The 22,211-nt window shown below is 52.8% G+C and carries 12 protein-coding genes and 5 pseudogenes; 9 read left to right on the top strand and 8 right to left on the bottom strand.

Translation table 11 applies throughout. The features are described 5' to 3' along the window. Positions 1-34: 34 nt before the first annotated feature. Positions 35-769: a glutathione peroxidase gene (locus KQP84_RS22485; RefSeq protein ID WP_215848191.1), complete on the top strand. Its 735-nt coding sequence runs from the start codon at positions 35-37 to the stop codon at positions 767-769. A 116-nt stretch (positions 770-885) separates the two neighbouring features. On the opposite strand, the pseudogene argH reads toward KQP84_RS22485, so the two are convergent. The 4 genes and pseudogenes from argH to argC all read right to left on the bottom strand — a co-directional run bounded on the left by argH (position 886) and on the right by argC (position 5,389). Further along, positions 886-2,258, bottom strand: a pseudogene (gene argH, locus KQP84_RS22480) (argininosuccinate lyase). Between the two features lie 91 nt (positions 2,259-2,349). Further along, complete coding sequence (locus KQP84_RS22475) at positions 2,350-3,567, bottom strand: argininosuccinate synthase (RefSeq protein ID WP_215848190.1); 1,218 nt, start codon at positions 3,565-3,567, stop codon at positions 2,350-2,352. A gap of 24 nt (positions 3,568-3,591) precedes the next feature. Further along, a pseudogene (gene argB / locus KQP84_RS22470) lies at positions 3,592-4,366 on the bottom strand (acetylglutamate kinase). Positions 4,367-4,384: 18 nt separating this feature from the next. Next, complete coding sequence (gene argC, locus KQP84_RS22465; protein WP_215848189.1) at positions 4,385-5,389, bottom strand: N-acetyl-gamma-glutamyl-phosphate reductase; 1,005 nt, start codon at positions 5,387-5,389, stop codon at positions 4,385-4,387. A gap of 167 nt (positions 5,390-5,556) precedes the next feature. Between argC and argE the strand changes: the two genes are divergently transcribed. Beyond that, positions 5,557-6,705 (top strand): acetylornithine deacetylase, encoded by a 1,149-nt coding sequence (gene argE, locus KQP84_RS22460; protein WP_215848188.1) that lies wholly within the window; start codon positions 5,557-5,559, stop codon positions 6,703-6,705. A 370-nt stretch (positions 6,706-7,075) separates the two neighbouring features. Further along, positions 7,076-9,726: pseudogene (gene ppc, locus KQP84_RS22455) on the top strand (phosphoenolpyruvate carboxylase). A gap of 129 nt (positions 9,727-9,855) precedes the next feature. Here ppc and metF read toward each other — a convergent pair. The 3 genes and pseudogenes from metF to metB all read right to left on the bottom strand — a co-directional run bounded on the left by metF (position 9,856) and on the right by metB (position 14,561). After that, positions 9,856-10,752, bottom strand: coding sequence for a methylenetetrahydrofolate reductase (gene metF / locus KQP84_RS22450; protein WP_215848187.1), 897 nt, complete (start codon positions 10,750-10,752; stop codon positions 9,856-9,858). Positions 10,753-10,963: 211 nt separating this feature from the next. Then, positions 10,964-13,398 (bottom strand): annotated as a pseudogene (locus tag KQP84_RS22445) (bifunctional aspartate kinase/homoserine dehydrogenase II). A gap of 2 nt (positions 13,399-13,400) precedes the next feature. Further along, positions 13,401-14,561 (bottom strand): cystathionine gamma-synthase, encoded by a 1,161-nt coding sequence (gene metB, locus KQP84_RS22440; RefSeq protein ID WP_215848186.1) that lies wholly within the window; start codon positions 14,559-14,561, stop codon positions 13,401-13,403. Between the two features lie 270 nt (positions 14,562-14,831). On the opposite strand from metB, the gene metJ reads away from it, so the two are divergent. Continuing rightward, positions 14,832-15,149 carry a met regulon transcriptional regulator MetJ gene (metJ, locus tag KQP84_RS22435; RefSeq protein ID WP_215848185.1) on the top strand — a complete coding sequence of 106 codons (318 nt, stop codon included), beginning with the start codon at positions 14,832-14,834 and terminating at the stop codon, positions 15,147-15,149. Positions 15,150-15,226: 77 nt separating this feature from the next. On the opposite strand, the gene rpmE is transcribed toward metJ, so the two are convergent. Then, a complete protein-coding gene (gene rpmE / locus KQP84_RS22430; protein ID WP_215848184.1) occupies positions 15,227-15,442 on the bottom strand; it encodes a 50S ribosomal protein L31 in 216 nt (71 codons plus the stop codon). 227 nt (positions 15,443-15,669) lie between these two features. Between rpmE and priA the strand changes: the two are divergent. From priA to hslU, 5 genes and pseudogenes are all read left to right on the top strand, one after another. Beyond that, positions 15,670-17,864, top strand: a pseudogene (priA, locus tag KQP84_RS22425) (primosomal protein N'). A gap of 165 nt (positions 17,865-18,029) precedes the next feature. After that, entirely contained in the window at positions 18,030-19,067 is a 1,038-nt protein-coding gene (gene cytR, locus KQP84_RS22420; protein WP_215848183.1) for a DNA-binding transcriptional regulator CytR, read from the top strand. 154 nt (positions 19,068-19,221) lie between these two features. After that, positions 19,222-20,199 carry a cell division protein FtsN gene (gene ftsN / locus KQP84_RS22415; protein WP_215848182.1) on the top strand — a complete coding sequence of 326 codons (978 nt, stop codon included), beginning with the start codon at positions 19,222-19,224 and terminating at the stop codon, positions 20,197-20,199. 88 nt (positions 20,200-20,287) lie between these two features. Continuing rightward, entirely contained in the window at positions 20,288-20,818 is a 531-nt protein-coding gene (hslV, locus tag KQP84_RS22410; RefSeq protein WP_215848181.1) for an ATP-dependent protease subunit HslV, read from the top strand. A gap of 11 nt (positions 20,819-20,829) precedes the next feature. Further along, entirely contained in the window at positions 20,830-22,167 is a 1,338-nt protein-coding gene (gene hslU, locus KQP84_RS22405; protein WP_215848180.1) for an ATP-dependent protease ATPase subunit HslU, read from the top strand. The last annotated feature ends 44 nt before the right edge of the window (positions 22,168-22,211 follow it).

The following is a 22,211-nucleotide window of genomic DNA, read 5'->3' as shown; positions in this document are numbered from 1 at the left end:
TCAAATTGAAGACCATCGCTCACGAGGAGAAAATATGTATACCAGTCAGGAAGGTAAATCGATCCCAGACGTTACTTTTCACACCCGTCAGGGCGATCGCTGGGTCGATATCACCACCGATGAGTTGTTCAAAGACAAAACTGTGATTGTGTTTTCTCTGCCGGGCGCGTTTACGCCCACCTGCTCATCCAGCCATCTGCCGCGCTACAACGAATTGCATAGCGTATTTGCACAGCATGGTGTTGACAGCATCCTGTGCGTGTCAGTGAATGACACCTTTGTGATGAACGCGTGGAAAGCAGAGCAGCGTGCTGAACATATTACCTTTATTCCTGATGGTAATGGCGAGTTCACCCGCGGCATGGATATGTTGGTTGAGAAAGCCGATCTGGGTTTTGGCCCACGCTCATGGCGTTACTCAATGCTGGTACGAAATGGTGTAATTGAAAAGATGTTTGTTGAGCCAAACAAGCCAGGCGACCCGTTTGAAGTGTCAGATGCCGACACTATGCTGCGTTATCTGGCACCAGAATTTAAAGTGCAGGAATCCGTCTCGGTATTTACTAAGCCAGGCTGCCCATTCTGTACTAAAGCCAAGCAAATGCTGCTGGATCGCGGTATTCAGTATGAAGAAATTGTGCTGGGACAAGATGCTACCACCGTGAGCCTGCGTGCCGTTTCTGGTCGCGCCACTGTGCCACAAGTATTTATTGGCGGCCGCCACATCGGCGGAAGCGATGATCTGGAGCAGTTCCTGCTTTCAGCGTAAAAAATCTCTGTGTCAGCCGGGAGTGCTGGCCTCTGATGATGTGCCTATAAAAAAGATGTAATTCTGAAGCTAGAGGTTGGCGGGCATTTTATGTGCCCGCTTTTTTTATCTGCGATTTACGCTAAACGCTGCTTTGCTTCCGTAATGGCGCGAGCGACCTGCTGCGGTGAAACGCCACCTTGCGCATTACGCTTGTCGAGGCAGGATTGCAGTGCAAGAATCGGATAAACATCCTCTTCAATGGTTGCACTGAACTGCTTCAGCTGTGCCAGTGACAACGCCTCCAACGCCACACCTTGCTTGATCGCCTCAACAACGGCTTCACCGACGATATGGTGCGCCTCACGGAACGGCACGCCTTTAGCCACTAAATAGTCCGCCAGCTCGGTGGAGTTTGCATAACCTTGCTCGGCCGCTTCCTGGCAGCGTGGGCGTTTTATCTGAATACCGTCCAACACCAGCACAGACATATGCAGGCAGTCGATCCAGGTATCCAATGCGTCAAACAATCCCTCTTTGTCTTCCTGCATGTCTTTGTTGTACGCCAGCGGTAACCCTTTCAGGGTCATCATCATGCCCGTTAAAGCGCCCTGCACGCGGCCACATTTACCACGAATCAATTCCAGCGCATCCGGGTTTTTCTTCTGTGGCATCAGCGATGAGCCGGAGGTAACTTTGTCTGCCAGTTCAATGAAGCCAGCTTCACCGGTATTAAAGAAAATCAGGTCTTCGGCGAAGCGCGATAAGTGCACCATACCAATTGCAGCGTCAGATAAGAGTTCCAGCACGTGATCGCGATCCGAAACCGTATCCAGGCTGTTACGTGTCGCGGAGGCAAAACCTAACCAACCCGCCAACTGCTGACGATCAATCTCATACGCGGTACCCGCCAACGCGCCACAGCCCAGCGGGCTAACGTCCAGACGCTTCAGCGTATCCTGCAAACGGCTTTCATCACGTGCCAGCATTTCTACATAAGCCAGACACCAGTGAGCAAACGTTACCGGCTGAGCACGCTGTAAATGGGTATAACCCGGCATCACAGCGTCTTGATTCGCTTCTGCCGTCACCACCAGCGCTTGCTGTAATTCACGCGTGGCGCCCAGCAGCGCTTCAACCTGCATTTTGCACCACAGTTTCAGGTCAGTTGCGACCTGATCGTTACGGCTGCGGCCGGTGTGCAGTTTTTGCCCAGCGCACCGACTTTCTCAATCAATTGACCTTCAACCCAGCTATGAATGTCTTCGGCATCGCTCTGCAAAATCTGCTCAGGATTCGCGCGTACATCCTCCAGCAACGTATTCAGCGCGGCTTCCAGCTGCTGCTGTTCGTCACTGCTCAGCACGTTCACCGTCACCAACGCTTTGGACCAGGCGATTGAGCCGATGATGTCCTGCTCTGCCAGGCGATAGTCGAAGCGCAGCGAGTCGTTAAACTGTTTGAAACGTTGATCTGCTGCCTGGGTAAACCGTCCACCCCAAAGTGCCATGTGGAAATCTCCTTCAAATCGTTAAACGAAGGGCGGCATAAATGCCGCCCCTGATGTCATGCTGTGAGGCGAGGCTGACCTCGCCTGCGAATTACTTCTTCTGCTCGTTCAGGGCACGGATGCGTGAAGAGAGCGAGAACAGACGGATGAAGCCGCCGGCATGACGGTGATCGTACACTTCGTCTTCGCCGAAGGTCGCAAACTCTTCTGAATAGAGGCTGTTTGCAGAACGCTTCTGCGTCGCAGTCGCCTGGCCTTTGTAAAGTTGCAGAACCACTTCGCCATTCACCTCTTCCGCCAGCGATTCGGCTGCGGCTTGAATCGATTTACGCAGCGGTGCGAACCAGCGACCATCGTAAACAACATAAGACATTTCATGACCCAGCTGTTCACGCCATTTGAAGCTGTCGCGATCCAGAACCAGCTGCTCAATCGCACGCAGCGCGTTAACCATAATGGTGCCGCCTGGGGTTTCGTAGCAGCCGCGAGATTTGATGCCAACCAAGCGGTTTTCTACGATATCGATACGCCCAACGCCATGTTTCGCACCAAGCACATTCAGTTTTTCCAGACACTGGAACGGGCTCAGTTTCTCGCCGTTTACGGCGACCACACGCCCTTTTTCTACGGTCACGGTCACTTCTTCTGGCTGATCTGGCGCTTCCAGTGGATCAACAGTCCATACCCAGCAATCTTTATTTGGTGCGTTTGCCGGGCTTTCCAGCACGCCACCTTCAGTAGAGATGTGCCACGCGTTTTCGTCACGGCTGTAGATCTTTTCCAGTGACGCGGTGGTTGGAATGTTGCGCTCTTTCAGGTAATCCAGCAGCGCTTCACGTGAACGCAGGTCCCATTCACGCCATGGCGCAACCACTTTCAACTGTGGGGCCAGCGCGGTATAGGTGGTTTCGAAACGCACCTGGTCATTACCTTTACCAGTAGCGCCGTGGCACAGCGCATCAGCACCCACTTTCAGCGCCAGCTCCACCTGTGCTTTCGCGATGATTGGACGTGCCATTGAGGTGCCCAGCAGATAAGTGCCTTCGTACAGTGCGCCAGTTTGCAGCACGGGATAGACATAATCACTGATAAATTCTTCACGCAGATCAACAACGTGACATTCTGAGGCACCCGACTGTAGCGCTTTCTTCTCAACGCCTTCCAGATCGCTGCGTTCCTGACCGATATCTGCCACGAACGCGACCACTTCACAGCCGCCATAGTTCTCTTTCAGCCATGGAATGATGGCTGAAGTATCAAGGCCACCGGAGTAAGCCAGAACGATTTTTTTGATGCCTTGCGTTTGCATTTCGTAATCCTTGAATCAGAGTCGTTAAGCGAGAATCCGGGTGCCAATCGACACGCCGTTAAAAAGAGTAGGCAGTTGCTCAGCGTGACGCCAGCTGGCGATATCCACTGGGCGGCCCAGCGTGCGGGCGGCATCAAGCGCCGCGTGCACTTTAACAATCATGCCATCAGTAATGATGCCTTGGGCAATTAACTGTTCAGCTTTTTCAGCGGTCATCTCTTCGATGCGCTGACCTTTGCCGTCCAGAATACCGCTGACATCTGATAGCAAGACTAAATCGGCACCGATAGTTGCAGCCAGCGCGGTCGCGGCCTGGTCGGCATTGACGTTCATCAGCTCGCCGCTGTCGGTAATACCGATTGAACTGACAACGGGCATATATCCCGCATTCAGCAAGGTATTGAGTAACGCAGGATCGCCTGGCGTGGCATTGCCAACGTGTCCCAGCTCTTCATCGAACTGCGCCACATTCACTAAACCGGCATCACCCAAACAGAGGCCCACAGAATTAATGCCATATTTTTCGCCCACGCCAGCAGCGTTTTGTTGGCGGTTCCTGCCAACGCACCGGTGATGATGTCGATTTGATCGGCAGGCGTGACGCGCAAACCGTCTTTTTCTTTACCGGCAGCGCGAGTTTTTTCATCAGCTCGTCCACCAGGCAACCGCCACCGTGAACGATGATCAACGGGCGCTGATGCGCGGTGCGGTAAGTCAACAGCGCATCGAACAAACGGGCCAGCGCTTCTTCGCTGTCCAACAACACGCCGCCAAGCTTGATAATTAAGGGATTGCTCATCGTTAATTCACTCGTCCGTTAAATCAGTGACTGCGTTTCAGGGAAGCCGAAACGAATGTTCATGCATTGCACCGCCTGCGACGCAGCACCTTTCAGCAAATTGTCTTCGGCTGCGACCACAATTAAATGCTCGCCCTGTACGGCAAAACCAATATCACAATAAGGCAGGCCAACCACCGCTTTCAACGCCGGAACGCCTTCTTCGTAAACCCGCACCAGCGGTTTGTCGTGATAGGCGTTATGGAACGCTACCGCGATATCTTCGCGGCTCACGCCTGCTTTCAGGCGGCAGGTGATTGTGGCCAAAATTCCACGCGGGAAGCTGCCGAGATGTGGGGTAAAAATCACCGGCGTACCAAGATGCGCCACGATTTCGGGGTGATGACGATGATTAAACAGTCCGTAAGGCTGCAAACTCACTTCGCAAAAGCTGGTGCCCACGTTGGCTTTACGCCCTGCACCGCTCACGCCGCTGGTCGCGTTGATCACTGGCCATTGCGCCTCATTCAGCAGGCCTGCATCCAACAGCGGTTTCAACGCCAGCTGAGATGCCGTTGGGTAACAACCCGGCACGGCGACCAGCTGCGCTTCTTTAATTTTCTCGTGCTGAAACTCAGCCAGGCCGTAAACTGCTTTATCCAGCCAGTCGCCATGCTGATGAGTAAAACCGTAATATTGGGTATAGAAGTTGCCATCGTTAACGCGGAAAGCGCCTGACAAATCGAATACCACGCAGCCGGCCTTAAGGAATTCCGGCGCCAGATCATGGCTAACTTCGTGGGCAGTCGCCAGGAACACCACATCGACTTTATCTGCCCACTCAGCTGCACTGCTGAGCGGTTGCAGCGGCAGATCAACCACACCTTTTAGCTGTGGATGAAGTTCAGATAAGCGCTTTCCGGCGTCAGGGCTTTGCGCTGAAACCGCCAAAGCGGTTATGTTCATATGTGGATGGCGATTCAGGAAGGTGGCAAGCTCTACGCCAGCGTAACCACTGGCACCAACGATCAGCGTATTCAACATCAGGCTGTATACCTTTTTACAGTCACACGTTCCGGGTCGCGGCCTTGCCCCGTTGCCCACGATGTCGTTTGCAGAAAATTTAGGTTCACATGCAGACGACGTTTATGTATTTTTATTCACTATTAATGCATGAATATTGATACATCCTAACTCAAGGACCGTCAACAGTGAAGTCAAAATTACCGCCTTTTATCGAACTGTACCGCCAGTTGATCGCTACGCCATCAATCAGCGCAACCGACGCCGCGCTGGATCAGAGTAATGAAACTTTAATCAATTTGTTGGCCGGCTGGTTCCGTGACCTCGGCTTCAGCGTTGAAGTGCAGCCGGTACCCGGCACGCGCAATAAATTCAACATGCTGGCCCGTACCGGAAGTGGGGCTGGCGGGCTGCTGCTCGCCGGTCACACCGACACCGTCCCCTTCGACGATGGGCGCTGGACGCGCGATCCCTTCACGCTAACTGAGCATGACAACAAGCTCTACGGTTTAGGCACTGCCGATATGAAAGGCTTTTTTGCTTTCATTCTCGATACGCTGCGTGATGTGGACGTGACCACTCTAAGCAAACCGCTCTACATTCTGGCCACCGCTGACGAAGAAACCACCATGGCGGGCGCTAAGTATTTTTCTGAGTCGACTCAGTTGCGTCCAGATTGCGCGATCATCGGCGAGCCAACTTCGCTGAAACCCGTACGCGCTCACAAAGGCCACCTTTCCAATGCGATTCGTGTTCAGGGCCAGTCGGGCCACTCCAGCGATCCTTCTCGCGGCGTGAATGCGATTGAGCTGATGCATGATGCCATTGGTCATTTAATGCAGCTGCGTAACACGTTGAAAGAGCGTTATCACCATGACGCATTTGCGATTCCCTATCCAACCATGAACTTTGGCCATATTCATGGTGGTGATGCGGCAAACCGCATTTGTGCCTGCTGTGAACTGCACATGGATATTCGTCCGCTGCCGGGCCTGACACTGAGTGATTTAGACGAATTACTTAACGACGCGCTGGCACCCGTAAGTGCGCGCTGGCCGGGTCGCATTACGGTAGGCGAACTGCATCCGCCGATTCCCGGATATGAATGCCCTGCCAATCATGAACTGGTGAAAGTGGTGGAAAAATTGCTGGGTACGCCGACTGAAGTGGTGAACTACTGCACCGAAGCGCCTTTTATTCAGCAATTGTGCCCAACCCTGGTTTTAGGCCCAGGATCAATTAATCAGGCACACCAGCCAGATGAATTTATTGATACTGCATTTATTAAGCCGACTCGTGAGTTGATAAATCAGGTCGTGCAGCATTTTTGTCACTGATTAACATCAAATGGGGCATTTCACTGTATTAACAGCAAAATGCCCCGTCATTCTGTGGGATTTAGCAATAAGAATAACTTATCCCGCTTCCTGTCAGTTAAATTCTATGAATTTCCGTCATTTAGCTGCACGTTTGCTTCACTTTAAGTCAATTGACGAATGAAGCATTACGTGGCTAGATAAAAGACGATGTTATGCCCATTGGGTGATTATCCAAACAATTTCAGATTGCAGAAAGGCAGCAACTGAGCGAATCCTCAGAAGCGACACGCGGTTGTGACTGAGAAAAGTAAAAGTTGTCTGCTTTTTTTGCGGCCTGAGAACGGCTGGGTGTAGAAGTTTATTAAGACGATAAGGGTGTCAGGGTCAAATGAACGAACAATATTCCGCAATGCGAAGTAATGTCAGTATGCTCGGCAAACTGCTCGGGGATACGATTAAGGATGCGCTTGGAGAGAACATCCTCGACCGGGTGGAAACCATCCGCAAACTGTCCAAGTCATCCCGTGCAGGAAATGACACTCATCGCAAGGAACTGCTGAACACGCTGCAAAATTTGTCTAATGACGAACTTCTGCCCGTCGCGCGTGCGTTTAGTCAGTTCCTTAACCTCACCAATGTGGCTGAACAGTATCAAACTATTTCTCACAGCGGCGAAGGGGCGAACCACCCGGAACTGCTGAAAAAACCTTTGAAAGCCTCAAGCAGCAGAAAGACATTAGCGAAAGTGCTATCCGTGCAGCCATTGAATCGCTGTCGCTGGAATTGGTGCTGACAGCGCATCCAACCGAAATTACGCGCCGCACGCTGATTCACAAGCTGGTGGAAGTGAACAGCTGTTTAAAGCAGCTTGATCACAGCGACATTTCCGATTACGAGCGCAATCAAATCATGCGCCGTCTGCGCCAACTGGTCGCGCAGGCATGGCATACCGATGAAATTCGCAAATATCGCCCAACGCCTATCGATGAGGCCAAATGGGGCTTTGCGGTGGTGGAAAACAGCTTATGGGAAGGCGTACCGGCTTTCCTGCGCGAGTTGAATGAACAGGTTGAAGAAGCGTTCGGCATCAAACTTCCGGTGGATTTTGTGCCGGTGCAGTTTACGTCGTGGATGGGTGGCGATCGTGATGGTAACCCTAACGTTACCGCCGCAATTACGCGTCATGCCATGCAGCTAAGTCGCTGGAAAGCTGCGGATCTGTTCCTGCGTGATATTGGTGTGCTGATTTCCGAACTGTCGATGTCAGAATGCAGCGATGAAGTGCGCGACCTGTGTGGCGATCCCGAAGCGATTGAGCCCTATCGCATGATTCTGAAGCGCATCCGCAGCCAGCTGATGTCGACGCAATCCTTTCTTGAACGTCGCCTGAAAGGCGAACGTCTGCCGCGCCCGGCTGATTTGCTGGTTTCCAACGATCAACTCTGGCAACCGCTGTTCGCCATTTATCAATCGCTACAGCAATGCGGCATGGGCATTATCGCCAACGGTCAGTTGCTGGATACGCTGCGCCGCGTGAAATGTTTTGGTGTGCCGCTGGTACGTATCGATCTGCGTCAGGAAAGCACGCGCCACACTGAAGCGATTGCTGAAGTTACGCGCTACCTCGGCCTCGGTGATTATGAAAATTGGTCAGAAGCGGACAAACAAGCGTTCCTGATCCGTGAACTCAACTCCAAGCGTCCGCTGCTGCCACGAAGCTGGGAGCCAAGTGACGACACGCGTGAAGTGCTGGAGACCTGCCGCGTTGCCGCTGAAGCGCCGCAAGGTTCAATTGCTGCTTACGTGATTTCAATGGCGAAAACGCCCTCTGACGTGCTGGCCGTGCATCTTCTGTTGAAGGAAGCGGGTATCAATTACGCCATGCCGGTTGCACCGCTGTTTGAAACGCTTGATGACCTGAATAACGCCAATGATGTCATGAGCCAACTGCTCAGCATTGACTGGTATCGCGGCTTCATTCAGGGCAAGCAGATGGTGATGATTGGTTATTCCGACTCGGCGAAAGATGCCGGCGTAATGGCCGCCAGCTGGGCGCAATATCAGGCGCAAGATGCCTTAATCAAAACTTGTGAAAAAGCCGGTATTTCGCTGACGCTGTTTCACGGACGCGGCGGCACAATTGGCCGTGGTGGTGCACCAGCGCATGCTGCCTTGCTGTCACAGCCGCCGGGCAGCCTGAAAGGTGGCCTGCGCGTGACTGAACAGGGCGAGATGATCCGTTTTAAATACGGTTTGCCGGAAGTGACTATCGCCAGTCTTTCGCTCTACACCGGTGCCATTCTGGAAGCGAACCTGATGCCGCCGCCAGAACCAAAAACGGAGTGGCGTAACATTATGAATCAGCTTTCTGCTGACTCTTGCGCCATGTATCGCGGTTACGTGCGGGAAAACCCAGATTTTGTCCCGTACTTCCGTTCGGCAACACCGGAACAAGAATTGGGCAAGCTGCCGCTGGGTTCGCGCCCGGCGAAACGCCGTCCAACCGGCGGCGTCGAGTCGCTGCGTGCAATTCCATGGATTTTTGCCTGGACACAGAACCGCTTGATGCTGCCCGCCTGGCTGGGTGCTGGCGCGGCGCTGCAACAGGCGATGGAAGCGGGCCATCAAGATCAGCTGGAAGCGATGTGCCGTGACTGGCCTTTCTTCTCAACGCGTCTCGGCATGTTGGAAATGGTGTTCTCTAAAGCTGACTTATGGCTGGCGGAATATTACGATCAACGTCTGGTCGACAAATCGCTGTGGCCGCTGGGTAAACAGCTGCGCGATCAACTCGATTCTGATATCAAAGCGGTGCTGACCATCGCCAACGATGCGCATCTGATGGCGGACCAACCGTGGATTGCCGAATCTATTGCGCTGCGTAACGTCTATACCGATCCACTCAACGTCCTGCAAGCTGAACTGCTACATCGCTCACGTGCGCAGGAAGCGCGCGGTGATGAATCAGATGCTCGCGTTGAACAGGCGTTAATGGTGACTATTGCAGGTGTGGCGGCAGGCATGCGCAATACCGGTTAATGATGATGGAACGGGGATTGCGATTCGTCGCTCCCCTTCTTCGCTATTCCCTCTTGCAGGTAATCTGCTGAGATTAAGAAACAAAAAAGCCGGGCAATCTTATTGCCCGGCTTTTTTATAACAGAAAAGTTATACCGCGATGGCTGGACGCACACCCAAGGTATGGCAGATCGCATAACTCATTTCGGCACGGTTCAGCGTATAGAAGTGGAAATCTTTCACGCCTTCGCGTGACAAGATCTTCACCATGTCCATGGCGATGTTGGCACCCACCATTTTGCGCGTTTCAGCGTCATCTTCCAGACCCGCAAACATGGCACTCATCCATCCCGGTACACGCACGTTAGTCATCGTGGCGAAACGCTGTAACTGCTTGAAGTTAGAAACAGGCAGAATGCCCGGTACGATTTCAACATCAATGCCGGTTGATACGCAGCGGTCGCGGAAGCGCAGATAACTTTCAACGTCGAAGAAAAATTGCGTAATCGCACGGTTCGCACCCGCATCGATTTTACGCTTCAGGTTGATCAAATCAGCCTGCGCACTCTTGGCTTCCGGATGCACTTCCGGGTAAGCCGCAACAGAAATATCGAAATCACCGACTTCTTTTAGCAGCGATACCAGATCGCAGCCATACATTTCTGGCTTGCCACCGCCAGGCGGTAGGTCACCGCGCAATGCCACAATATGACGAATACCGTTGTTCCAATAATCCTGCGCAATAGCGCGTAGCTCATCACGCGTAGCATCAACGCAAGTCAAATGCGGTGCCGCTTCCAGGCCGGTGCGATCTTTGATGCCTTTAATAATGCTGTGAGTACGATCGCGTTCGCCCGAATTCGCGCCATACGTTACCGAAACGAATTTCGGTTTTAGGCTGCTCAGACGATCGATAGAGTTCCACAGCGTCTCTTCCATTTCGCTGGTACGAGGCGGAAAGAATTCAAAAGAGACATTAATTTGCCCGTTCAGCTCTGCCAGGCTTTGATTTAGCGCTTCGCGCTGATTGGCATGAAAGAAACTCATCCTGCTACCTCATCGATCACTTCGGTTAACTATCGGACTGCGAACATCCATACGTTTAGACGTCCAGATGCTCAAAATGAACGATTCCTGGCGAAGCGTCAACTTATAAATGATTTAAAACGGTGACAAATATTCAAACAACATGAGTGAAATTCATCTGGAGGCGGCAACATGAAGTGAAGGCAGGCGACGAATGCGCCTGCCTTAAAGATTAAAGCAGTTGAGAAAGGCGGTTGATATCAGACTGAATTGCGCCCGCAGTAACGTCGCGTCCCGCGCCGGGTCCACGAATCACCAGCGGATTATCACGATACCAGCGACTTTCGATGGCAAAGACATTGTCACATGGCAGCAGCGAAGCCAGCGGATGCTCTGGGCGCACCGCTTCGACGCCCACGCGCGCCTTGCCATTCGCGTCGAAACGCGCCACATAGCGCAGCACTAAACCCATCTCCTGTGCGGCTTCAAACCGCTGCAGCATCTGCTCATTCAGTTCTTCGCCATTCTCAAAGAAATGGTCGATTGAATCTTTTTCACAGTTGCGCGGCACCAGGGACTCCACTCGAACCTGATCGGGTTCGATGTTATACCCGCTTCGCGCGCCAGAATCACCAGTTTGCGCATCACGTCCTGACCAGAAAGATCAACGCGTGGATCGGGTTCGGTTAAACCTTGCTGCCAGGCCTGATCCACCAGATCGGTAAACGGAACCGTGCCGTCAAACTGCAGAAACAGCCAGGACAGGGTGCCAGAGAAGATACCGCTTATCGATAAAATAGTATCGCCGCTGTCGCGCAAGTCGCGCACCGTATAGTTAATCGGTAAACCCGCGCCGACAGTCGCGTTGTAAAGCCAGTGGCGACCCGTTTTGGTAAAAGCATCACGAATTTGACGCCAGGTTTGACTGTCAGATGCACCTGCCACTTTGTTTGCGCTAATCACGTGAAAACCGTGGCTGGCAAAATCAAGATACTGCTGCGCCAACGGTATGCTGGCGGTGACATCTAACACCACCAAGTCATCAAACGGGTGCGCGCGCATCCACAAGAACAAGGACTCTTCATCGCGCTCTTCCGCTTCGTCGTCAAAGAAAGCCAATGCGCGGCTGGCATCAAGCCCTTCATAACTCAGCAGGCTGCGGCGGCTGTCTGCCACTCCCGCCAAAACAAATTCAAAGCCGGTACGCGCAGAAAGCGTTTCTTGATCGCGTGCGAACAACTCTAGCCAGCGTGAACCGATATTACCTTTACCAAATAAAATCAGGCCGATGCGTTTCTCTGCCCTAAACAGCGACTGATGCAGACCCTGGATCAGATGTTGGGTTGGGCCCACGCGCAATACCGCAACCACACTGATGTGATCTTCTGATTGCCAGACGAATTCAACCGGCTGATCTTTCAGTTGCTGCCAGAAGCGATGCGTATGCAGCGGGTTACGCGTCACGCCTGCGCCTACCAACGCCACCAATGCTAAGCCATCACGCAGCTGCAAATGCCCCGGTAAACCGGCATCTTGCAAAAGCATAAAGGCGCTATTGACCACTTCTGAGGTATAGCAAAGCTGTAACAGCTGACGATCGGGATGCACACCAACCGCCAACGGGCGCAATTGCGCACGCTTCAGCAGCAGATCGATTTCTTTGTGCAGAATGGCAAAATCATGTTGTTCTGGCAGTTGAATTTCAACCAAACAAACATCGTCATGGCTGGTGACAATACGAGCACCTGTGCCGGATGCCAGCACGCGCTCAATACGTGTGGAACCTTGTTCGGGTTGATAGCTACAGCGCAATTGCAGGTCGATATCGCTACCGGAAACGGGCTGCAAGGTGCGAGTGTGCAATACCGGCGCGGCAAGTCGTGCCAGTTCGCTGGCTTCATCGAGACGTAACAGCGGCAGCAAGCAGGCATCAGAAACTTTACGAGGATCCGCACTGTAAACACCGGCGACATCGCTCCAGATGGTGACGCGACCCACACCCGCTAGCGCACCGATTTGGGTGGCGGAATAGTCGGAGCCGTTACGGCCCAGCAGCACCGTTTCACCCGCCTCGTTACGACAGATAAACCCGGTCACGACGATGCGCTTATGCGGATGCTGCGCCAGCAACGATTGCAGCAGCGGCCACGATTTACCTTCATCTACTTGCGGTTGTGCTGCACGCTCTGCACGCAGAAAATCACGCGCATCCAGCCAGCAGGCTTCAATGTCATGCTGACTCAGCACCGCCGCCATTAACCGCGCTGACCAAACTTCACCGTGGCCCACTACTTCTGCGTAGACCGCTTCGGTGATGTTGCCATCCAGCAGCCCGGCGAGTTTTTCTAAATCACGAATGAACCGGGTAATAAGGGATGCGGCAATTTCAACAGGCAGCAGCGCGCTAATCAGTTCGCTTTGATAACGTCGTAAAGCCTGTTGCACTTGATGCGCCGACAGCCGATCGCTTTGGCTCAGCTTCAGCCAACTGATCAACTGGTTGGTGGTTGAACCTGCGGCCGAAACCACCATCAAGTCGCCCGCCTGGCTGTAGTCCGCCATAATATTGGCTACACGCTGATAGCAACGCGCATCCGCCAGGCTACTGCCACCAAATTTGTGCAACTGCTTACTGTTCGGCGTTCCCGCGCCTGCTGAAATCGTCATGCTTAACCCTCGGCAGCGATCCGGAATGCATTATCCAAATCGGCGATTAAATCTTCGTGATCCTCGATACCCACAGAAACACGCAGCAGCGTTTCGGAAATACCCGCTGCTGCACGCGCTTCCGCTGACATGCCGGCGTGCGTCATGGTCGCGGTGTGAGAAATTAAACTTTCTACGCCGCCAAGTGATTCTGCCAGCGTAAACAACTGTAATGCTTTTAGAAAACGGCGCAGCAATACTTCGTCACCGTCAATTTCAAAACTTAGCATGGCGCCAAAACCGCGCTGTTGACGTACCGCATGTTCGTGCCCGGCGTTTTCCGGCAGCGAAGGATGATACAGCTTTTTCACTAATTTCTGTTGCTTTAGGTAATCAACAATTGCGAGTGCATTACGTTGTGCCGCAGCAATGCGTGGCGATAATGTGCGCAGGCCACGCAACAACAAATAGCTGTCAAAAGCAGCGCCGGTAACGCCAATATTGTTCGCCCACCAGGCAAGCTCGGTTGCCAGTTGTGGCTCTTTGGCAATCACCGCGCCCGCCACCACATCGGAGTGGCCATTCAGGTATTTAGTACAGGAATGCACCACCAAATCTGCGCCCAACGCCAACGGATTTTGTAATGCAGGACTCAGGAAGGTGTTATCGACCACGCTGAGGGCACCCGCTTCACGCGCGGCTTCGCAAATAGCAGCAATATCGACCACGCGCAGCAGCGGGTTGCTCGGGCTTTCTATCAGCACCAGTTTCGGTTTTTCATCCAGCGCAGCCTGTAAAGCGGCTTTATCGCCTTGATCAACAAACTTCACGCGATAAGCACCGCGTTTGCTCAGGCTATCGAACAAGCGGTAGCTGCCACCGTAACAATCGTGTGGTGCGACTAACAGATCGCCTGGCTTCAGGAACACCGTTGTCACCAAATGAATCGCTGACATACCGGTATTGGTTAATACCGCGCCTGCGCCCCCTTCCAGTTCAGCTAACGCGCGCTGCACTACATCACGCGTAGGATTTCCACGGCGTGAATAGTCGTGAGCGCGTGGCTCGTTAAAATCAAGGAAGTTATAAGTGCTGGAGAGGTGAATCGGGGGGACAACGCAGCCATATTGCTCGTCATCATTCAAACCGCTGCGAACTGCGATGGTTGCCTGTTTACGCGTCATGGTGCTAACTGTTCCTGAAGTGTGGAATAAGAAGGCAACAGGATAGCACTCCTTAATTAGACGTCAATACATCTGGACATCTAAATGTCTTTGCGTATAGATTGAGCAAAATCGCAATACCCGCTAAAATTACGCGTCATTGCCTGGCGTTCAAGATTGATTTACACCGGTTGAACGGAGAAAAACCCGCCATTAAGGGGTCAGGCATTAAAAAATCAGGCATAATTCACTGATTTCCTAACATTTAACTTTTATTGATTAAGGTAACCCATGGCTGAATGGAACGGCGAATATATCAGCCCGTACGCTGAGCACGGTAAAAAGAGTGAACAGGTTAAAAAGATTACAGTGTCTATCCCGTTGAGCGTGCTGAAGATTCTGACGGATGAACGTACCCGTCGTCAGGTGAATAACCTGCGTCACGCCACCAATAGTGAACTGCTGTGCGAAGCCTTTTTACATGCCTTTACCGGGCAACCGCTGCCGGACGACGTGGATTTGCGCAAAGAACGCAGTGATGAAATTCCAGAAGAAGCGAAAAAGATCATGCGCGATATGGGTATCAATCCAGACACCTGGGAATACTAAATCGTTACGCATAAAAAAACCCAGCCGAAGCTGGGTTTTTCTTGCCGTCGAATCGAACAGATTCGAATGCCGTAATCTTATTTTTTGCTGCCTGGTACGCTGAAGCGCTTGTTAAAGCGGTCAACACGTCCACCAGTGGTCACTTCACGCTGCTTACCGGTATAGAACGGGTGGCATTGGCCACAAACGTCCAGGTTCAGCTCGTGAGTCAGCGTAGAACGGGTGTGGATCACGTTACCGCAAGTACAGTTGATGGTAACTGCTTCGTATTTTGGGTGAATACCTTTTTTCATGGGAAACCTCATTTAAGGCCGTGTCGCTCTCCGCGCCAGGTTTTAAACCCGCGCAGCACCACACGCTGTTGAACAATTAATGGTGTACCCCGACGAGCACTTTCTCATCGAAGGCGGCATATTATACAGAACATTATGACTTGCTGCAAATATCACCTGATATACCCGCCTAATCTCCCAGCTGGTACACTACGTTCCCTCAATGATTGAACCGGAAAGAGATTGCTATGCCCGTTGTTCAGGTTGCCCTGCCCGTTCCTTTACCCCGCCTGTTTGATTATCTGCCGCCGCAAGGTACGCAGCCCGTCATCGGTGGGCGGGTGAGCGTGCCGTTTGGCAATCGGAAAATGATTGGCATCGTAGTTGCGCTGCGTGAAACCAGCGATCTGCCTGAAGCACAATTGAAAAAAGTGGCGGAGGTGTTGGATAGCGAATCGCTGTTCCCGCCTTCCTTATGGCGCATCCTTAACTGGGCGGCAGGATATTATCATTCTCCGCTCGGTGAAGTATTAAGCCATGCGCTGCCGGTTTTGCTGCGTCAGGGCAAACCTGCACAGGAGACGCCGCTGTGGCAATGGCAACTTACTGAACAAGGTCGTGCAACATCGCCCGAAAGCCTGAAGCGTGCGCCAAAACAGCAGCAGGCGCTGGCGTCTTTACGCCAAAAACCGCTTTATCGTCATCAGGTCAGTGAACACGATCTGACTGATGCCGTATTGCAGGCCTTACGCGCTAAAGGATTGTGTGATTTGCATGAGCACCAGCCGCAAATGCGGGACTGGCGTGAAAGCTTTGCCATTAAAGGTGAACGTCTGCGGCTCAATACCGATCAGGCCACCGCCGTTGGCGCTATACGTGGCGAAGATGAACACTACGCTGCCTGGCTATTGGCGGGTATTACCGGCTCCGGTAAAACGGAAGTTTATCTCAGCATATTGGAAAACGTGCTGGCACGCGGCAAGCAGGCGCTGGTGCTGGTGCCGGAAATCGGTTTAACACCCCAAACCATTGCCCGCTTTCGTGAGCGTTTTGACGCGCCAATTGACGTCCTGCATTCCGCCCTGAATGACAGCGAGCGCCTGGCGGTGTGGTTGCGCGCACGCAGTGGCGAGACGGCGATTGTGATTGGCACGCGCTCGGCGCTGTTTACGCCATTGGCCAGGCCGGGTGTGATCATTATTGATGAAGAGCACGACAGTTCCTATAAACAGCAAGAAGGCTGGCGTTATCAGGCGCGTGATTTAGCGGTATTTCGCGCCCATGAAGAAGATATTCCGATTGTCATGGGTTCCGCGACGCCCGCGCTGGAAACGCTGCACAACGTGCGTAACGGTAAATATCGTCAGCTTGATTTAACCAAGCGCGCCGGTAATGCCAAACCTGCACTGCAGCAGTTGATCGATTTAAAAGGCGTGCAACTGATTGGCGGGCTGTCGCCTGCGCTGATTGGTAAAATGCGCCAGCATCTTCAGGCCAATAATCAGGTTTTACTTTTTTAAATCGACGCGGCTTTTCGCCCGCCCTTTTGTGTCACGACTGCGGCTGGATTGCGGAATGCCAGCGCTGCGACCGTTATTACACGTTGCATCAGCATCAACGCCAATTGCGTTGTCACCACTGCGACAGCCAGCGCCCGCTGCCCAATCAATGTCCACAATGTGGATCGACCCATTTGATGCCGGTTGGTGTCGGTACTGAACAGCTTGAACAGCAGCTTGGTACGCTGTTCCCGGGCGTTGCGATTTCGCGTATTGATCGTGATACCACCAGCCGCAAAGGGGCGTTAGAGCAACATCTTGCCGATGTGCATCGAGGTGGCGCACGCATTCTGGTTGGCACACAAATGCTGGCTAAAGGGCATCACTTCCCAGACGTCACACTGGTCTCGCTGTTGGATGTCGATGGTGCGCTGTTCTCAGCCGATTTTCGTGCCGCCGAACGCTTTGCTCAGCTTTATACCCAAGTCGCCGGGCGTGCCGGTCGCGCAGGCAAACAGGGCGAAGTGCTGCTGCAAACTCACCATCCAGAGCATCCGCTGCTGCAAATTTTGCTGCATCAAGGCTATTTTGCTTTTGCCCAGCAGACGCTTCTTGAGCGCCAGTCGGTATTTCTGCCCCCGTGGACCAGCCATGCGCTGTTCCGCGCGGAAGATCATGATAATCAACAGGCTGCTGAATTTCTCCAGCAGTTGCGAAATTTGCTGGAAGCCAGCCCGTTAAATGATAAATCGACGTGGTTGATGGGGCCGCTGCCGGCGCTGCAACCTAAACGCAGCGGACGCTGGCGCTGGCAGCTGTTAGTGCAGCATCCTTCGCGCAAGCGTTTACAGCAGTTGCTAAGCAGTTCAATGCCGCTGATTTCCACTTTACCCGCTGGGCGCAAAGTAAAATGGACGCTGGATATCGACCCAACGGAAAGCTAAGCCGCGCAGGTCTGCGAGCCAGATCGAAAAAAGTCGCATAAGTCACAATTTTTATGCAAATTAAGTAACAACCTGGCCGGGCAATCGTTAACAATATTGCCCGGCTTGCTTTTCAGGCCAGACCAAATAAACATTCGAACGCGCATAACGCGTCAGGAGCATGTGTTGGAGCAGAATCAACAACAGCCCGCCGCCACTATGAAAGATGTGGCTGAAAAAGCGGGTGTCTCGACCGCTACCGTTTCGCGCGCGCTAATGAACCCGGAAAAAGTCTCCGCAGCGACCCGACAGAAAGTTGAGCAAGCTGTCATTGCTGTTGGCTATGCGCCACATGGCTTAACGCGCAACGCCCGCCGTGGTGAAACACAAACCATTTTGGTGATTGTGCCCGATATCTGTGATCCCTTTTTCAGTGAGATCATTCGGGGCGTAGAAGTGACCGCTGCGCAAGAAGGATATCTGGTACTGATTGGCGACTGCGCGCATCAAAATCAGCAAGAAAAAACCTTTATGAATTTGATGGTGACACGCCAAATCGACGGGATGGTGCTGCTCGGTTCACAGGTGCCGTTTGATGCCAGCCTCGAAGAACAACGCAACTTACCGCCGATGGTGATGGCCAATGAGTTTGCGCCTGAGATGTCGCTGCCCACCGTTCATATTGATAACCTGACCGCCGCTTTCGAGGCCGTAAATCATCTGTTGCAGCTCGGCCATAAGCAGATTGCCTGCATCGCCGGACCTGAAACCATGCCGCTGTGCCAGTATCGTCTGCAAGGCTATGTTCAGGCGATGCGTCGCAGCGGACTCACGGTTGATCCCACCTATATTGTGCGTGGTGACTTCACTTTTGAAGCGGGCGTCGCCGCGATGAATCAATTGTTGGCGCTGCCGCAGCCACCTCGTGCGCTGTTCTGTCACAGCGATATTATGGCGCTCGGTGCCATTAATCAGGCAAAGCGCATGGGATTACGCGTTCCTGAAGATCTTTCGGTCGTGGGATTTGATGATATTGAATTGTCACGCTACTGCGAACCGCCGCTAACGACGGTGACGCAGCCGCGTTACCAAATAGGTCGGGAAGCGATGCTGTTGCTGCTTGCGGAGTTGCAAGGTAAGCGGGTGAACAACGGCTCGCGCTTGCTCGATGCCGAATTAGCCATACGAGGCAGCACGGCACCCAGCAAAAAGCGTGAAAAATAAGCGCAATCTCCGTTCATTTTCAGTAGATTCTTAAGGCGAACATCGCTGGTCAAAGTACCTACCCTTAAGTAACATGGCGGGCTCCTTGCCGGGCAGAGTAAAAGCAGCAAAATTGCCCATTTGGCATTATTTTTTGAAGGGTATCAGAACGAGAGTGGCACAAAAAGATTATGTAGGCCGCGGGCGTTCAACAGGGACGCGTCGCAAAAAAAGCCCCAGTCGTGGCAAGAAAAGCAGCAAAGGCGGATCGGGCGCATCGAAATTGATGATTGTACTGGCGGTTGCGGTGTTGGTGACCTTTGCCGGTGGTTTATGGTTCCTCGCGCATCACAAGAAAGAAGACGCGCCGGTAATTACGGATCATAAAGCCAACGGCAATGACTTACCGCCGAAGCCTGAAGAGCGCTGGAAGTACATCAAAGAGCTGGAAAATCGTCAGGTAACGATGCCTACGCCAATTGAGCCTTCTTCAGGCGGCGAAGTGAAGTCGCAAACGCAACTGACGGATGAGCAGCGCCAGCTACTGGAACAGATGCAGGCTGACATGCGCCAGCAACCTACCCAGCTGAACGAAGTGCCGTGGAATGAGCAAACGCCAGCACAGCGTCAGGTTACGCTGCAACATCAGCAGCAGCTACAGCAAATCCAGCGTCAACAACAACAAGTTCAGCAGCAACAGCAGCGCCAACAGCAACAACTTCAGCAGCAACAGCAGCGTCAACAGCAACAACTTCAGCAGCAGCAACAGCAGCGTCAACAGCAACAACTTCAGCAGCAAGCTCAACAGCGCCAGCAGCAGGAGAGCGTGCAGCGTCAGGCACAACAAGCTCCTGTTACGCGTGAGCCCGCCGCGCAGCCGAAACCGCAAGAGGCCGCGAAGCCTAAGCCAACAGAAAAAGCGGCTTCACAGCGCTGGATGGTGCAGTGTGGTTCGTTCAAAGGAACCGATCAGGCTGAATCTGTACGTGCTGGCTTAGCCTTTGAAGGTTTTGAAAGTCGTATCACGACAGGTGGCGGTTGGAATCGCGTGGTTATCGGACCTTATAAGGATCGGGCAACCGCGGATAGCACACTCAAACGTCTGCGCAGTTCTGGACACTCAAGCTGTATTCCGCTCGCTGTCGGGGGTTGAAACCCGCTAAACCCGCCCCATATCTGTTTGCATGATACTCCGCGCCTTGTGCGCGGAGCTTTTTCCGACTGCAATAAGGGGTCTGCCCGTGACAACAATAGTAAGTGTACGACGCAACGGCCAGGTAGTGATTGGCGGTGATGGCCAGGCTACTCTCGGCAATACCGTAATGAAAGGCAACGTTAAAAAAGTGCGTCGTCTTTACAACGATAAAGTGATCGCCGGTTTCGCTGGCGGTACAGCAGATGCCTTCACCCTGTTTGAACTCTTCGAACGTAAACTGGAAATGCACCAAGGCCATTTGGTCAAAGCTGCCGTTGAGCTGGCGAAAGACTGGCGCACCGATCGCATGCTGCGCCGCCTTGAAGCGCTGCTGGCCGTCGCGGATGAGTCTGCGTCGCTGATTATCAGCGGTAACGGTGATGTGATTCAGCCAGAAAATGACTTGATCGCAATCGGTTCTGGCGGTCCTTTCGCACAAGCTGCGGCCCGTGCGATGCTGGAAAACACGGAGCTGAGCGCGCGAGACATCGTAGAGAAATCGCTGAATATCGCGGGTGATATCTGCATTTACACTAACCATAACGTTAATTTCGAAGAATTACCGTCCAAGGCGTAAGGATTTTAACCATGTCTGAGATGACCCCACGCGAGATTGTCAGCGAACTTAATCGCTTTATCATCGGCCAGGACAGCGCTAAGCGTGCCGTGGCTATTGCACTGCGTAACCGCTGGCGCCGTATGCAGCTTGACGAAGAGCTGCGTCATGAAGTCACACCGAAAAATATTCTGATGATCGGTCCAACGGGTGTCGGTAAAACCGAGATCGCACGTCGTCTGGCAAAACTCGCCAATGCGCCGTTCATTAAAGTAGAAGCCACTAAGTTCACCGAAGTGGGCTATGTCGGCAAAGAAGTGGATTCAATTATCCGCGACCTGACCGACTCAGCCATCAAAATGGTGCGCAGCCAGGCGATTGAAAAGAACAAATATCGCGCGGAAGAGATGGCGGAAGATCGTATTCTCGACGTACTGATTCCACCGGCGAAAAATAACTGGGGCCAGTCTGAGCAAAGCAGCGAACCGTCTGCGGCGCGTCAGTCATTCCGCAAAAAACTGCGTGAAGGCCAGTTGGATGATAAAGAGATTGAAATTGATCTCGCGGCCAGCTCAGCCGGTGTAGAGATCATGGCACCGCCGGGCATGGAAGAGATGACCAGCCAGCTGCAGTCAATGTTCCAGAACATTGGTGGTCAGAAGCAGAAGCCACGCAAGCTGAAGATCAAAGAAGCGATGAAGCTGCTGGTGGAAGAAGAAGCCGCTAAGCTGGTGAATCCAGAAGAATTAAAGCAGGATGCCATTGAAGCTGTTGAGCAACACGGCATCGTGTTTATCGATGAGATCGATAAAATCTGTAAACGTGGCGGTCAGAATGCCGGCGGCCCAGACGTATCACGTGAGGGCGTACAGCGCGACCTGCTGCCGCTGGTAGAAGGTTGTACCGTTTCGACTAAACACGGCATGGTAAAAACTGACCATATCCTGTTTATCGCATCAGGTGCATTCCAGGTTGCCAGCCCGTCCGATCTGATTCCAGAATTGCAGGGTCGTTTACCAATTCGCGTTGAATTGCAGGCGCTGACGGTGAATGACTTCGAGCGCATTCTGACTGAACCCAATGCGTCCATCACCGTGCAGTACAAGGCGCTGATGAACACAGAAGGTGTGACAATTCACTTCACCGACGACGGTATTCGTCGCATCGCTGAAGCGGCGTGGCAGGTCAACGAAACCACCGAGAACATCGGTGCGCGCCGTTTACATACCGTGCTGGAGCGCTTAATGGAAGATGTCTCTTATGACGCCAGCGATCGCAGCGGTGAATCAGTGACAATCGATGCCGAATACGTTGGTCAGCATTTGGATCAGCTGGTCGCGGACGAAGATTTAAGCCGCTTTATTCTCTAAAGCGTTTAGTCCAATACTCATTCAAAGCCCAGCCATCCGGTTGG

Source organism: Candidatus Pantoea bituminis (genome assembly GCF_018842675.1).
GTDB lineage: Bacteria > Pseudomonadota > Gammaproteobacteria > Enterobacterales > Enterobacteriaceae > Pantoea > Pantoea phytostimulans.
This window is presented reverse-complemented; position numbering and strand designations above follow the sequence as displayed.

What these genes read in the sequence shown, in the direction of transcription:
- KQP84_RS22485 (WP_215848191.1), top strand. Translation starts at nt 35, where the DNA reads ATGTATACCAGTCAGGAAGGTAAATCGATCCCAGACGTTACTTTTCAC.
- KQP84_RS22475 (WP_215848190.1), bottom strand. Translation starts at nt 3,567, where the DNA reads ATGCAAACGCAAGGCATCAAAAAAATCGTTCTGGCTTACTCCGGTGGC.
- argC (WP_215848189.1), bottom strand. Translation starts at nt 5,389, where the DNA reads ATGTTGAATACGCTGATCGTTGGTGCCAGTGGTTACGCTGGCGTAGAG.
- metF (WP_215848187.1), bottom strand. Translation starts at nt 10,752, where the DNA reads ATGAGTTTCTTTCATGCCAATCAGCGCGAAGCGCTAAATCAAAGCCTG.
- metB (WP_215848186.1), bottom strand. Translation starts at nt 14,561, where the DNA reads ATGACGCGTAAACAGGCAACCATCGCAGTTCGCAGCGGTTTGAATGAT.
- metJ (WP_215848185.1), top strand. Translation starts at nt 14,832, where the DNA reads ATGGCTGAATGGAACGGCGAATATATCAGCCCGTACGCTGAGCACGGT.
- rpmE (WP_215848184.1), bottom strand. Translation starts at nt 15,442, where the DNA reads ATGAAAAAAGGTATTCACCCAAAATACGAAGCAGTTACCATCAACTGT.
- hslU (WP_215848180.1), top strand. Translation starts at nt 20,830, where the DNA reads ATGTCTGAGATGACCCCACGCGAGATTGTCAGCGAACTTAATCGCTTT.